General features: G+C 63.4%; 13 protein-coding genes. 6 read left to right on the top strand and 7 right to left on the bottom strand.

Going from position 1 to position 14,335, the window contains the following annotated elements; genetic code table 11:
* Positions 1-113 precede the first annotated feature (113 nt).
* Positions 114-776, top strand: coding sequence for a UdgX family uracil-DNA binding protein (locus tag J2W46_RS00760; protein ID WP_310350506.1), 663 nt, complete (start codon positions 114-116; stop codon positions 774-776).
* A gap of 51 nt (positions 777-827) precedes the next feature.
* Here J2W46_RS00760 and J2W46_RS00755 read toward each other — a convergent pair whose 3' ends face one another.
* The gene (locus J2W46_RS00755) at positions 828-1,748 is read right to left on the bottom strand and encodes a DUF72 domain-containing protein (protein WP_310350503.1); all 921 of its coding nucleotides are present in this window, start codon (positions 1,746-1,748) and stop codon (positions 828-830) included.
* Positions 1,749-1,915: 167 nt separating this feature from the next.
* Here J2W46_RS00755 and J2W46_RS00750 point away from each other — a divergent pair, with 167 nt between their 5' ends.
* Together J2W46_RS00750 and J2W46_RS00745 are read left to right on the top strand one after the other, a co-directional pair.
* Positions 1,916-2,224 (top strand): DUF6566 family protein, encoded by a 309-nt coding sequence (locus J2W46_RS00750; protein ID WP_088173672.1) that lies wholly within the window; start codon positions 1,916-1,918, stop codon positions 2,222-2,224.
* On the top strand, positions 2,224-2,709 hold the full coding sequence (locus tag J2W46_RS00745; RefSeq protein ID WP_310350500.1) for a hypothetical protein: 486 nt from the start codon (positions 2,224-2,226) through the stop codon (positions 2,707-2,709). Before J2W46_RS00750 ends, J2W46_RS00745 begins: the two co-directional genes overlap by 1 nt.
* A gap of 36 nt (positions 2,710-2,745) precedes the next feature.
* Here the strand turns inward: J2W46_RS00745 and J2W46_RS00740 are convergent, their stop codons facing one another.
* From J2W46_RS00740 to J2W46_RS00720, 5 genes are all read right to left on the bottom strand, one after another.
* Entirely contained in the window at positions 2,746-4,137 is a 1,392-nt protein-coding gene (locus tag J2W46_RS00740; protein ID WP_310350498.1) for an HD domain-containing phosphohydrolase, read from the bottom strand.
* A 56-nt stretch (positions 4,138-4,193) separates the two neighbouring features.
* Entirely contained in the window at positions 4,194-4,796 is a 603-nt protein-coding gene (locus tag J2W46_RS00735) for a chemotaxis protein CheC (protein WP_310350495.1), read from the bottom strand.
* The gene (locus J2W46_RS00730; RefSeq protein WP_020067811.1) at positions 4,789-5,157 is read right to left on the bottom strand and encodes a response regulator; all 369 of its coding nucleotides are present in this window, start codon (positions 5,155-5,157) and stop codon (positions 4,789-4,791) included. Before J2W46_RS00730 ends, J2W46_RS00735 begins: the two co-directional genes overlap by 8 nt.
* A gap of 9 nt (positions 5,158-5,166) precedes the next feature.
* Positions 5,167-6,585 (bottom strand): ATP-binding protein, encoded by a 1,419-nt coding sequence (locus J2W46_RS00725; RefSeq protein ID WP_310350492.1) that lies wholly within the window; start codon positions 6,583-6,585, stop codon positions 5,167-5,169.
* Positions 6,586-6,834: 249 nt separating this feature from the next.
* Positions 6,835-8,409, bottom strand: a complete 1,575-nt coding sequence (locus J2W46_RS00720; protein ID WP_310350489.1) for an alpha-amylase family glycosyl hydrolase — start codon at positions 8,407-8,409, stop codon at positions 6,835-6,837.
* A 49-nt stretch (positions 8,410-8,458) separates the two neighbouring features.
* Here J2W46_RS00720 and J2W46_RS00715 point away from each other — a divergent pair, with 49 nt between their 5' ends.
* From J2W46_RS00715 to J2W46_RS00705, 3 genes are all read left to right on the top strand, one after another.
* Positions 8,459-10,123, top strand: coding sequence for an alpha-amylase family protein (locus tag J2W46_RS00715; protein WP_020067808.1), 1,665 nt, complete (start codon positions 8,459-8,461; stop codon positions 10,121-10,123).
* Between the two features lie 38 nt (positions 10,124-10,161).
* On the top strand, positions 10,162-11,532 hold the full coding sequence (locus J2W46_RS00710) for a PQQ-dependent sugar dehydrogenase (RefSeq protein WP_374726793.1): 1,371 nt from the start codon (positions 10,162-10,164) through the stop codon (positions 11,530-11,532).
* A 131-nt stretch (positions 11,533-11,663) separates the two neighbouring features.
* The gene (locus tag J2W46_RS00705; RefSeq protein ID WP_310350487.1) at positions 11,664-13,895 is read left to right on the top strand and encodes a DNA-binding protein; all 2,232 of its coding nucleotides are present in this window, start codon (positions 11,664-11,666) and stop codon (positions 13,893-13,895) included.
* 46 nt (positions 13,896-13,941) lie between these two features.
* Here J2W46_RS00705 and J2W46_RS00700 read toward each other — a convergent pair whose 3' ends face one another.
* Positions 13,942-14,250, bottom strand: a complete 309-nt coding sequence (locus J2W46_RS00700) for a hypothetical protein (RefSeq protein ID WP_310350483.1) — start codon at positions 14,248-14,250, stop codon at positions 13,942-13,944.
* Positions 14,251-14,335 lie beyond the last annotated feature (85 nt).

Here is a 14,335-nt window from a genome sequence, read left to right as displayed (position 1 = left end):
GCGCCTGCCCTCGGCGCAGTGCTCCCGCAGTGCTCCCGCAGTGCTCCACTACGACCGGAATGCGGTTTGCTTCGCCACGGTGTCAGCAGCACAACAGCGCGATGGATTGAACCATGGTCACGACCAAGCGAACAACCCGACGCACGCCGGCAGCGGAGGACGAAACATCGGCGCAGCCCAAAGTCGATCCCGACCAGCAGCCGGCGACGCTCGACGAATGCCGCCGCTGTCCGCTTTGGGCCAACGCCACGCAAGGCGTGCCCGGCGCCGGCCCGCGCCGCGCGCCGATCATGATGGTCGGCGAACAGCCCGGCGATAAGGAAGATCTGCAAGGCTTGCCCTTCGTCGGACCCGCCGGAGCATTACTCGACGACGCGCTCGTTGAGGCCCGCGTCGGCAGGAAAGAAGTCTATGTCACTAATGCGGTCAAGCATTTCAAGTGGACGCCGCGCGGCAAGCGCCGCATGCACAAAACGCCGGCGCAACGCGAAGTGGATGCATGCCGTTACTGGCTCGATCGGGAACTGGAGAGCGTGGGCGCTCACGTGATTGTCGCGCTAGGCGCGACCGCGTTGAGGGCCGTGCTCGAAGATCCCAAATCGCGCTTGCAGGATGCGATCGGCAAAGTGATCGAACATGGCGGCCGTTTGGTGATCGCAACGTATCACCCGTCGTTTGCACTGCGTGCGCCCGATCCCGAGACGCGACACCGCGCCTATGCGGCGATTGTCGCCGCGCTACAGGACGCGAGGAAACTCTCGCAACGGCACAGGTAAACGCGCGCCGCAGGGTCTGGCCGCGCCATGTCGCTCTGACGCCGCCGCCCGTCACGCGGCCTTCATTCCGTCGCCCTGGTGTGCGTGCAGGCCCAGGCGCTCCATCAACCGTTGCGCGTCGAAGGGCGCATTCGTCTTCGCGTCGTTGTCGAAGTAGCAATACACGTCGCGCGTTGCCGCGCGTGGCGGCTGCAGATCCGGTGCGGCGAGGCGGGCATCGGCGGGCTGAGTGCCGCGGCTCCACGACTCGATTCTCCGCGCCCACCGTTCAAGCGATGCATCCGAGTATTCGCCCGAATATTTGGTTTCGGTGCCATGCAGCCGGATATAGACGAAACCGGCGCTCAGGTCTTCGAACTGCGGCCATGCTTCGGTCGAATCCGACACGACGAGCGCGACCTTATGACGGCGAAGCAGCTTGATGAACGCAGGGTCGACGAAGCTCTCATGACGCACTTCCACCGCATGACGCAGTTTGCGCTTGCGGTCGATTTCCAGGTACGGCGTCTTGACACGCTGATCGTGCTGCTGCGCGAGCGACAGCGCCGCTTCCGTGTCGCGAGGCAGCAGCGTCAGGAAACGTTCCATGTGCTGCGGATCGAAACGCAACGAGGGCGGAAATTGCCACAGTATCGGCCCGAGCTTGTCTTTCAGCGCGAGCAGTCCTTGCGCGAAAAAATTCGCGCACGCGACGGTTGCCGTTTCGTCGCGAAACCGCAAAAGATGAGTCAGATAACGCGCGCCTTTCACGCTGAAAACAAAACCCGGCGGAGTTTCGTCGTACCAGTGCTGCCAACTGTCGAGCGATTGCAGGCTGTAGTGCGTGCCATTGATCTCGATCGTCTGCATCAGTCCCGACGCGTACTGCAATTCGGTGGCCTGTTTCAGCCCTTCGGGATAGAAGGTGCCGCGCCATCCTTTATAGCGCCAGCCGGAAATGCCTATGTGAACCTCGCCTGTGGTGCTTTTCACGTCAAATACTCGAAGGGTCTTGGGTCTGGACTTGAGTCTGCCGAATACGGGCGAGCAACGGTCGTGCCATCGCGCGGCACATGCGTTGCTGCATAGACATACTGAGCAGCACATTTGGCGATACCGTGTAGCTTGAACAGATCTGGCAAACACACTCGGAGGCACGCATGGATGGCACCGGTTCCCGCAGCACGGACATCGAGACGCAAAGCGACGGCACCCTGCGTGTGACGCATCGCGGCGTGCAGATCGTCGTCAGTGCGAAGCAGAACGATCGCGGCGCATGGGTCGCGCAAATCGGCGCGTCCGTCGACGGAAAGCCGTTTGCATTACCCGATGTCGAACCGGTTACGCCGGAATGGACGACACAAGCCGAGGCACTGCGCGACGGGGTCGAGCGCGGCTGCTACCTCGTCGATCGAAGCAGCGCCGGTCGCGGCCTTGAAGACTCCGCGCACGGATCGGGAGAAAGCTGATGAACCGCCTTGCCAACCTCGTATGCCGCGCGACGGTGTCGGGCACCGCGGCGGGCAGCGCCGCCGCCATCACGGCAGCCGCACGCGCCACCAACGACGGCAGCACGCCGTACGCGCCGCTGAACGCGGTCACTCATTGCTTGTGGCCGCGCCGCGCGTTCACTGAAACCGGCTTGAGTGCAAGATTCACGCTTACGGGCCTGACGATTCATCAGGCGTCGGCAATCTTCTGGGGCGTGCTGTTCGAAGGACTGCTCGATCGCTGGCAATGCCACGTCAATCGCAAACCTCGCGTCGTGGAAGTCGCCGCTACTGCTGCGACCACGGCGGCCATTGCCTATGCCGTCGACTACCACGCGGTGCCGAGCCGGCTCACGCCCGGATTCGAGGCGCATCTGTCGAAACGCTCGATGTTTTACGTGTACGCCGCGCTCGCTGCGGGCTTTTCCGCCGCCGCGCTGTGCCGCGGAAGTCGCGACGAATGAGGTGATATTCGCTGCACCGCGCGACGGGGCGAAAGTTCACGCGGCTTGCGCCTTGCGTGCATCCGTCGCGCGTTCGACGAGAATCACGAAAGGCTCACCCTCGTGTATTTCAAAGCGCCGGATTTGCGCGACCTGGTCGGCGGAAAGTACTTTGCCTTTTGTCATCAGCAGCGTGCCGCGCGACGTGCGCAAATCGTCGGCGAGTTTCATCCCTTCTTTCAGATTCGAGGCATCCACGCGGTCGGGAACGCCTTCGGGCGTCAATTCGGCATGCTGCATCAGCAACTCGATGTACTTCTCCGCAATCGCGGGGTCGTAGCGAATACCCGTCTGCGCGCGCACTGTGGAAATGATCTGCGCGTCGCTCATCTTTTGCGGCGCGATGACGCCGATGCGCAAGTCTTCGGCGTCGCGCGCCAAAGCAAGCACGCGCGCGCCCAACGGGATCAATCCGCCGACGAGGCCATCGGGCGTACCGCGTCCATCGTAACGCTCGTACTGGTGGCGGATCATGGTTTGCACCGCGCTCAATTGCGAAACAGGCGTGAGCGCCATCTGGCCATGCAGCGGATGAAGCTGGTACAGCTTCGCTTCCTGCGGTTGCAGCTTCGCGATCGGCGTTTTCAGCAACGCGTCGGGCAGAAATAGCTTGCCGATGCCGTGCAGCAACCCCGCCATGAGCAGTTCGTTGCATGCGTAGTCGCTCAGGCCGAGTGCGGCGCCGATCTGCCTTGCTGTCTCTCCGATCCGTGCCGAATGGCCGGGCAGGCCGCAGCGCATTTCGACCATGTTCGCGCACACCTTCACCATCGTCAGGAAGTTGCTTTTCAGATCGTGCTCGGCACCTTCGAGAAACATCACGGTCTGACGGATCTCTTCAGTGCGCGCGTGAACCTCGCGTTCGAGTTCCATGTTGAACGACGACAGCTTGTCGTTCTGCTCCTGCAACAGCAGCGTTAGCCGCTCGGCCTTGCGTTGCAAAGCGAGTTGTTCCAGCGCGCGCTGAACCGTGAGCAGCAGGTCCTGATCGTCCCAGGGCTTGTGCAGATAGTGATAGACATGACCTTCGTTGACAGCGCGCACGACCGCCTCGACTTCTGAATAGCCGGTAAGCAGGATGCGGATCGTATCTGGCGCAACGGCTCGCGAGCGCGACAGGAATTCGGCGCCGTCCATGTTCGGCATGCGCATGTCGGAGATGATCACGTCGACCTGCGCGGATTCGAGCAGGGTAAGCGCTTCCGCGCCGCTGCTGGCGCTGAGCACCTCGTATTTGAGTGGCCGCAGCAAGCGTTTGAGTGACGAAATCACGCCGGGCTCGTCGTCCACCAGCAACAGCGTGGGCACGGGCGAGGTATCGGCCTTGAGAGCTTGAATGCACGGGTCGGCGGGGATCGTCCAATTGCCGGTTGCCTGTAGGTCAGACATGGTCATCCTCATCGATTATTTTCGCGTCGCAGCGCGCATTGCATCATTAGCCCGAACTACAGCGCTTCGAGAAAGTGGTCGAGCGCTTCCATCATTCCGCGAATGGCCGCATCCGGCAGCAGCAGCACCATGCGCGCGCCGAAGCCGCCTTCCTCCATCGCGAAGTGAATCTCCAGCAACAGCGCCATCTGCCACCGGCCGCCAGGTACCAGTCCGCCTTGTTTGTTCCCGGAAGGCGGCAACAACGTGGGTTGCGAGAAGCAGATATGCCACCCCAGCTGCTCGAAGACGCTTCGCACACATGCGCCGACCAGCAGGTTCGTGATGTCGCACAACACTTCAACCTGGGTGTCGGGATCGCCGGCGTCATGTCCCATCAGTTGCCGCAGTTCGCGCTGACCGTCTTTGCCGACGAGCACGATCGCTTCGCCGGATATGTCGGACTGGAACGCCTGGCGCACGGGCGGCAATTCGCCGTCGCCCTGTGGGCTCAGCAAGACGCGCAACTGGTCGACGCCGACGAGCCGGATATCAGGCACCGCAAGCGTAACGAACGCGCCGAGCAGTTGTGCCAGCGCAGCGGCGGCCTTGCCCATGCCGACGTTGCAGATTTCCTGCAACGCGTAGCGCTGGTCTTCGTTCAGAGTCTGTTCATTCATGGAGACCGTACTCCGCGAGAATCGGCCGGATCGCCTCGGGCGATACCGGCTTGGCAACAAAGCCGATCGCGCCGAGCGCCTTTGCGCGCTCGACAGCGCCGGACTGCACGTCCGCCGACACGACGATCACGAATGTGTCGAGTCCCTCGTGCTGGATCGCTTCGAGCACCTGGAAGCCGTTCATTACCGGCATGGTCAGATCGAGAAACATCACCGCGGCCTTGCCCGCGCGATAAAGGTCGAGGGCGGCCGCTCCATCGGATGCCTGAGTAATTTCGATGTCCCAGCCCTCGGGCAGCGAGCGGATCAATAGCTTGCGGGCGAGCGTCGAATCGTCGACTACGAGGACGGGCAATGGCATGGAATCACCTCACGTGGCTGCCGGTAACTGCGCTGTCGGCGCGATTTGCTTCACCGGACCGGCTTGCGCAAGCACATCGGGATTGGCGGCTTCTTCGCGCACGGCGCCATCGACCGGCAGCGTCACGCGAAACGTCGTGCCCCGGCCCACGGTGCTGGCCACCGAAATCGTGCCGCGATGCGCGTTGACGATTCCATAGGTCACCGATAAACCGAGGCCGGTCCCCTGACCAACGGGCTTCGTCGTAAAGAACGGGTCGAAGATTCGTTTCAGGTGTTCAGGCGGAATTCCGCATCCCGCGTCGGCGACTTCGAACCACACGCGTGACGCATCGGCTGGATCGACGCCGGTGCGTACCGTGATCGTGCCGAGCGGCGCGCCGTGCTGCTCGTGATTGCTGCCGTATGCCTGCGCGGCGTTCACCACGAGATTGAGCACCACCTGGCTGATCTGCGAGGGGATGCAGTGCACGAGCGGAATCTGCGCATAGTCGCGGACGAGATGCGCGCAGTACTTCACTTCGTTATGGACGATGTTGAGCGTCGATTCGATGCAGCGGTGAATGTCGGCGCGTTCCCACACGTGCGTGCTGTCGATGCGCGAGAAGTCGCGCAGATCGACCACTATCGTGCGCACGCGTGCGAGTCCTTCTCTCGACTCCTGTACGAGCGTCGGCGCATCGCCGAGCAAATAGTCGAGGTCCGCCTGTTCCGCGAGCGCGCACATGTCGTTCTTCAGTGCGGGCGCAGTCTCGCTTACCATGCGCTCGATATCCGCTGCATAGCGGATCAGCGTCTTCACATAACCGTCGAGCGTGTTCAGATTCGACAGCACGAAGCCGACCGGATTGTTGATCTCATGCGCGACACCCGCCGCGAGTTGACCAATCGCGGCGAGTTTTTCCGATTGCAGCAATTGCTGGTGCGCGTGCTCCAGTTCCTCGTTGAGCGAGGTGAGCTGTTCGTTGCGCTCGGTCAATTCGGCGAGTGCGCTGGTGACCGCTTTCTCGCGATCCTGAAGCTCGCCGTACGCGATGCAGACGTCGGTCGTATCGACAATCGCGACGCCGACCGCGACCACTTCGCCGTGCTCATCCTCGATTGGAATGAAGCTGCAGTTCTGGCGCATTGCGTCGATCGTGCCGGTGATCGGGCGCGAGTGCTCGAAGCGGAACAGATACGGCCTATGCTCCCACGACGAATAAGCGGGCGTGCCTAATACGAACACGCCCTCGATTTTTCTTTGAAGCCACTGCCGCGGCAATTCCGGGAAAGTGTCGAGCAGGTTTTCGCCGACCACGGACTGCGCTGAACGTCCGCTGTGCGATTGCATGAAGCGATTCCATGTCAGGATACGCAACTCGCGGTCTACCGAAAAAACACCGCTATTGATCCGCTCGACAATGGCTTCCGACAGATTCGTTTTCACCGAGAAGGCCCGTGAATGACAACGCCGGCAACGTGTGTTCGCAAGCCCGTCAAGCGCTCATGCTCTGAAGACCGGCGTCGCTGCCATGAGTGAATTAACGGAGCGTATGGCGCCGGGACTAAGCGGTATTTACCCTGAGTCAAAGCGCATGGCGGGCGGTGCAGGGCATTAGAGCGGAGATGGATGAAGCCCTAACGACCCTTCGGCCTGCAGCGAAAGAGGGTGCGCGCGGGCGAGTCAACGAGAAGCTCAGATAGCGGCAATGATCGCCTCCGAACCGGCCAGACGATAGCCGCTTTCAGGGAGTGCCTGCCCCTCGCGGCCAGCGAGCGTCGATAACAGCACCACACCTGGACGCGGCTGCATTACCGCATCCGCTGCACCCATATTCAGCGCGATAAATAACCGCTGACCGCGATAGTGACGCTCAAAAGTGAGCACATCGCCCGAAGCGGCGACGTTTTCAATCGCGCCCCGCACGAGCGCCGCATTGCTGCGCCGCAACTCGAGTAACCGGCGATAGAGCGACAGCATGCTCGATGGGTCGCCGTCCTGCGCGCGCACGCTGGTGTCTGTTAAGATCGGTAACCATGACCTGCCGTTTGTAAAACCGGCACCCGGCAGCACGGCATCCCATTGCATCGGCGTGCGCTCCGGATCGCGTCCCTGGCCGATACCGGGCTGCCGGATTTCGGCCGGGTCCTGCACCTGATCGGGCGGAATCTCGCCGTCTGTCATGCCAATTTCATCGCCGTAGTAGAGCGTCGGCGTGCCTCGTAGCGTCAGCAGCAGTACGGCCGCCACGCGTGCCTGCGCCGCTCCTACGCGCGACGCCACGCGCGGATTGTCGTGGTTGCCCAGCACCCAGTTGGGCCAGGCATGTACGGGCAATGCGCTGTCGTAATCGCGGATCATGCGTGCGATTTCGCCCGCATTCCACGCCGCATTCAGCAACTGGAAGTTGAACGGCATGTCCGCGCCATCGCCGTTTGCGCCGTAATACCTGACCAGTTGTGGAACGGGCAGATAGATTTCGCCGATCAATACGCGCTCTCCGTACTCGTCGAGCGTCGCACGCATGGAACGTACGATCTCATGCACTTCGGGCTGGTCTTCGGTGTAGGTCTGCAATTGCCGATGATGCTCCGGCTGGCCCGGCTCATACGCGGGATTTGGCGGGTTGTCGCGAAACTGCGCGTCCTTGATCAGCAGCCACAGCACGTCGACGCGAAAACCGTCCACGCCGCGATCGAGCCAGAACCGCAACACGTCGTTCATGGCCCGGCGCACCTGCGGGTTGCGCCAGTTCAGATCCGGCTGCTCGCGCAGAAACGCGTGGTAGTAGTACTGGCCGGTGCGCTCGTCCCACTCCCACGCGGAGCCGCCCATGCGGCTTAGCCAGTTGTTCGGCGGGCCGCCATCGGGCGCGGGATCGCGCCACAAATACCAGTCGCGCTTGGGGTTCTCGCGTGACGAGCGGCTTTCCTCGAACCATGGGTGCCGGTCCGACGAATGGTTCGGCACGAAGTCGAGCAGCACCTTCAGGCCCAGTTCGTGAGCCCGGTCCGCGAATTGCTTGAAGTCGCCGAGGGTGCCGAACATCGGGTCGATATCGCAGTAGTCGGCGACGTCGTAACCGAAGTCGGCCATGGGCGACGGGTAGATCGGCGAAAGCCAGACTGCGTCGACGCCCAGCCCGGCAAGATACGGAAGACGCGAAGTGATGCCGGCGAGATCGCCGATGCCGTCGCCGTTGCTGTCCTGAAACGAGCGCGGATAGACCTGATAGATCACCCCGCGTTGCCACCATGCCAGTTCCGACATTGCAATTCCCCCTCAACGATCGATTGTTTTGGTGCCACTCAAAGACCGCATGCTCAACGATCTCTGGTACAAGAACGCCATCGTCTATTGCCTTTCGGTGGGCACGTTCATGGACGCGAACGGCGACGGCGTCGGCGATTTCCAGGGCCTTCTGCGCCGGCTCGACTACCTGCAAGGGCTTGGAGTCACGACGATCTGGCTGATGCCTTTCCAGCCTTCGCCGGGCCGCGACAATGGCTACGACATCTCCGACTATTACAACGTCGATCCGAAGTACGGCACGCTTGGCGACTTTTCCGAGTTCACGCATGCGTGCCGCGAGCGCGGCTTGCGCGTGATGATCGACCTCGTGGTCAATCACACGTCCGATCAGCACCCCTGGTTCCGGGAAGCACGCAGCGATCCCGATTCGCAGTATCGCGACTGGTATGTCTGGTCCGACAAGCAGCCGCCGAATGCGAAAGACGGCGTAGTGTTTCCCGGCGTGCAGAAATCGACGTGGACTTTCGACAAGCAGGCGAAGCGCTGGTATTTCCATCGCTTCTACGAATTCCAGCCTGACCTGAACACCGCGAATCCGTATGTGCGAGCCGAATTGCTGAAGATCATGGGCTTCTGGATTCAGCTCGGCGTGTCGGGATTCCGCATGGACGCCGTGCCTTTCGTCATCGCCACGAAAGGCCCGAAGGTGCGCGAGCCCGTCGAGCAATACGACATGTTGCGTGAGTTTCGCGAGTTCCTGCAATGGCGTCAGGGCGATGCGATCATCCTCGCGGAAGCCAACGTGCTGCCGGATACCGATCTTGAGTATTTCGGCGACGAAGGCGAACGCCTGCAGATGATGTTCAACTTCCAGCTCAATCAGAACACGTTCTACGCGCTTGCGACCGGCGACACTGCACCGTTGAAAAAGGCGCTCACGGCGACCAGACCACGCCCGGCGACCGCGCAGTGGGGCGTGTTCCTGCGCAATCACGACGAGCTCGATCTCGGCCGTCTCACGCCCGAACAACGCGAAGCCGTGTTCGCGGCGTTCGCGCCCGAGCCCGACATGCAACTGTACGAGCGCGGCATCCGCCGCAGGCTCGCGCCGATGCTCGCGGGCGACAGGCGGCGGCTCGAGCTCGCCTACAGCCTGATGCTGACCTTGCCCGGCACGCCCGTTTTCCGTTACGGCGACGAGATCGGGATGGGCGACGACTTGCGGCTACCCGAGCGCGAGTGCGCGCGCACGCCAATGCAATGGTCGACGGAACCGGAAGGCGGCTTCACCAAGCATGCGAAGCCGCCTTGCCGCGTGATAACCGGCGGCGCTTACGGCTTTGAACGTGTGAATGTGGCGAGCCAGCGGCGCGATCCGAACTCGTTTCTGAACTGGATGGAACGCATGATCCGCATGCGCCGCGAAGTGCCCGAAATCAGTTGGGGCGACTTCGACGTGCTGCGCACGTCGCGAAGCGACGTACTTGCGCTTCGTTTCGACTGGCGCAACAACTCGGTTCTGTGCCTGCACAACTTCGGCGCAGAAGCCTGCACGGTGAAATTCCGCTCCGGCTGCAACGAGCCGGGCCAGAACCGGCTCATCAACCTTCTCTCCGACGAGCACAGCGAAGAGCAGGACGACGGCCGTCACGCGGTCGTACTCGAACCGTATGGCTACCGATGGTATCGGGTCGGCGGGCTCGATTATCTGTTGAGGCGCAGCGAGATCTAGACACAGTTACGGAGTCCGCAACATGCAAGGCGAATGCAATGAATAATCACGACGCCGGATGTAGCAAAGCGCGCCTGGGCCGGTCTGCGGGGATGCTCGCACTGGGTCTCTCGCTGACTCTCACTTTAAGTCTCGCGGCCTGTGCGTCCGGTGCGGTCGATATCGGCGACACCGGGCTGGGCCCGCATCCGCCACTGCCCACACCGCAAACGTCGCTGTTCCCGACAGTGAACATCGCGCCCGTTCAGGCGCGCGACAGCCAAAGCGTGCCCGTTGCGCCGCAAGGCTTCAAGGTGACGGCGTTCGCGAGCGGGCTCGACCATCCGCGCTGGGTGTATCCGCTGCCGAACGGCGATCTGCTGGTCGCCGAGAGCAATGCACCGGCTCAGCACGACGAGGATCAGGGCATTGTCGGCTGGATCCGCAAACAGGTGATGAAGCAGGTGATGAAGCGCGCGGGCGCGGGCGTGCCGAGCCCCGATCGGATCGTACTGCTGCACGGCGAGGGCGACAGCGCACAAAGCCGCAGCGTGTTTCTCTCGGGGCTTCACTCGCCGTTCGGCATGGCGCTCGTCGGCGACTACCTTTACGTCGCCGATACCGACGCGCTGCTGCGCTTTCCGTACCACGCCGGCGACACGCAGATCACTGCGGCGCCCGAGAAGGTCGCGGACCTGCCGGCGGGGCCGATCAATCATCACTGGACCAAGAATGTCGTGGCGAGCCGCGACGGACAGCGCCTGTATGTCACGGTCGGCTCGAATAGCAACGTCGCGGAGAACGGCATTCAGGCCGAAGAGGGCCGAGCGCTCATCCTGGAACTGACGCTTGCGAGCGGGCAGTCGCGCGTATTCGCGTCAGGCCTTCGCAATCCGAACGGAATGGACTGGCAACCCGATAGCGGCGCCCTGTGGGCCGCGGTCAACGAGCGCGACGAACTGGGCGACGACCTCGTGCCCGACTACATGACCGCGGTGAAAGACGGCGGCTTCTACGGATTTCCCTATAGCTACTATGGGCAACATGTCGATACGCGCGTGAAGGAGCAGCGCCCCGACAAGGTGGCGAGCGCGCTCACGCCGGACTATGCGCTTGGCAACCACACCGCGTCGCTCGGACTGGCGTTCTATACCGGTAAAAGTTTTCCCCGGCACTACTGGGGCGGCGCATTTGTCGGCCAGCATGGGTCATGGAATCGCAAGCAGCATAGCGGCTATAAGGTCATTTTCGTGCCGTTCGCCGACGGGCGGCCAGCAGGGATGCCGGAGACTTTTCTGAGCGGCTTCCTGAGCGCGGACGGGCATGCGTTGGGGCGGCCGGTCGGTGTGGCCGTCGACAAGGCCGGCGCGTTGTATGTTGCCGACGATGTCGGTAACGTCGTTTGGAAAGTCGTTTATAGCGGCAACTGACGATGAAGCGCGAACGCAACACGGCGGCGCCGCATTCGGGGCCTGCCGGAATTGCCCGGTAAAATACCGCCCACTACCGACGGCGCGGAAAGCCTGATCTCCGCCTGCTTACTTTGAATTTCGAGGCGTTCATGTCCATGGAAACAGACACCGTCACCGATGAACGGGTGGCTCACATTGCAGACCGCATGGTTGGCGAAGGCAAGAAAGTTTCGGCGCTGGCGGTCTGGACAGAGGTGCGCAGCGGCTCGATCGTCGCCGTGTCCGCGGCTCTGGAGCGCTGGCGCGCGGCGCGGCAACCCGCACCGGAGGCTGCGCCTGTCGCGGCCGGCTTGCCCGAAGACGTTGCCCAAACCATGCTGAACGCCGCAGGCAATGTGTGGGCGAGCGCCCGCGAGGAAGCCGAGCGCGTCGTCAATCAGCGTCTTGCCGTGGCAAGTGAGCACGCCCGTGCGATTGCCGCGGAGCGTGACGAGGCGCTAGTCGAATATCAGAACACGCTGGCCGAAGCCGAGTTGGCGCGCGAGCGCGTCGCGACGCTCACGAACGCGCTGAGCATTTCGGAAGACGCGGTGAATCGCCTCGCGACCGAACTGTCGGGGTTGAGGGACCGGGCGAAAGCTGCCGAGGAACGCGTCGCCGAACTCGAGGACCGCACCGCGGAGGCGGAAGCGCGCGTGGCCCAGACCGAGGAGCGCGAAGCGGCGGCCGAGGCGCGCATCGCGGAGGCCGAGCAGCGTGCGGCGGCTGCGGAGGCGCGTGTCATGGAGGCCGAGGAGCGGGCTTCGACCGCGGAGGCGCGTGTGGCACAGGCCGAGGAACGGGCTTCGACTGCGGAGGCGCGGGTTGCACAGGCTGAGGAGCGGGCTTCGACTGCGGAGGTGCGGGTTGTAGAGGCCGAGGAGCGGTCTTCGAATGCAGAGGCGCAGGTCGCCCAGGCCGAAGAGCGGGCAGCGGACGCCGAACGGCGCATCAGGGAAGTGGAAGAACGTGCAGCGGCAGCAGAGGCGCGTGTTGCACAGGCAGACGAGCTGGCAGCGACGGCAGAGACGCGTGTCGCGCAAGCCGAAGAGCGCGCAACGACCGCGCAAGCGCGCGTGGCAGAGGCTGACGAACGGGCATTAGCGGCGCAAGCGGGCATCGCGCAGGCCGAGGAACGCGCCTCGGCAGCAGAGGCGCGCATTGCAGAGGCAGAGGAGCGTGCAGCCGGTGCGGCGGCGCGAGCCGCAGAAGCCGAAGAGAGTGCGTCGACAGCGCAAGCGCGCATTGCCCACGCTGAAGAAAGCGCCGAGGAACACGCTTCGGCGGCGCAAGCACGCATTGCAGAGGCGGAAGAACGCGCGTCGGCAGCCCAAGCCAGGCTGCAAGCCGTCGAAACATCCCTGAACGAAGAACGTCAGGCGCGCGAAGCGTTGAGTAACGCCACTGTCGCCAAGGACGAGGAGATCGCGCGTCTTATTGAAGAGCGCGATGCCGCGCGCCACGAGGCGGCCACGCTCGGTGAAGCCGGTCAGACACACGCACGCGAAGTGCAGAAATGGGCGGACGAATCCAGCGCGGCGTCGTCGCGTGCGCAGGACGCCGCGTTACAGGCAAGCGAAAGCCTCGCGCAGCTTGCCGCGTTGCAGACCGAACTGGATCAGGCCCGCGCCGAACTGGCGGCACACCGCGAGGCGAACTCGGCTCACGGCGACGAAGCAGCCGCCCAGCGTGCCGAGGTCGAACGTGTGCAGCAGGAACTCGATGCTGCCCGTGAACAGCTCGTCGCCCTGAACGAAGCCAATGCGACCGCGACGGCGGAGACTAGCCGGCTGGCGGAGCAGGCATCGTCGGCGGCGAGCCGCGCAGAGGCGGCCGAACAGCGCGCCGCAGACCTCGAGCGCCAGCTTGCCGAACTCGAAACAGCACATGCGCAACGACTGGAACAGGCCCAGCAACAGCCCCTGTCGCCGGATAGCCCGTCGCCGGATAGCCCGTCGCCGGTCTCCGAATCGAAGGAAGCGGTGATGGCCGACGAAATCGCGTCGCTGCGCCGTCAGATGTCCACTCAGGCGAAGGCCCACGAGAAGGCGTACAGCGAACTTCGTACGCTGGCCGAGCAGTGGGTCGCGCATGCCAAGGAACTCAAGCAGCGGCTCAGCGCAACGAATCAGAAGGTGACCTTCCTCGACGCGCGCAGCGCGGCGGAAGTCGCGCTTCTACGACGGCTGTCGTCCGAGCTTGAACGGCTGAAGCCGGACCACGATCTGGTGTCGCGCGACGCGCAGCAAAAGCTCATCAGCGCGACGCTCGCCGAGCGCCTCGAACAGAAGGGCTATCGGTACGATCCGGCAACCGCCGTCATATCGAAGATCGAAGCCTGACGCGTCGGGGCGTCGGGGCGTCGGCGCGCCAGGCAGGGCCGCGTGCTTATAACGGCTTGGGCGGCGAGCCTTCGTCGTCGACGCTGTGACTGCCCGCGCCCGGCGACGAGGTCGTGTCGCGCAGTTGCGTCTCTTCTGGATTTTTTGGCACGACCTTGTCGGCATCGGCTTCGTCGATTGCGTTGAGCCGATTGCCGCCCGGCGTGCGCGGCGTGCCCGGCGCGGGCGTCGGCACCGCTCGTGGCTGAGCCGGCCCCGGCCCCGACAACCCCTCTTGCGAAGGCGTGTTCGGCGAGGGCGGCGTGGCGGGGTCGTTGTTCGAAGAAGAGGAAGAAGTGTCCTGGTGGTCGGTCATGGGGTCATCTCCTTGGCTGGGGTCGTTCCGAACGGCGCACGAACGACATTTGCGTGCAATGCGTACCGCAGACGCAGCACGCGCC

The sequence above is a fragment of the Paraburkholderia strydomiana genome (assembly GCF_031456815.1).
GTDB classification, from domain to species: Bacteria; Pseudomonadota; Gammaproteobacteria; order Burkholderiales; family Burkholderiaceae; genus Paraburkholderia; species Paraburkholderia caledonica.
This window is presented reverse-complemented; position numbering and strand designations above follow the sequence as displayed.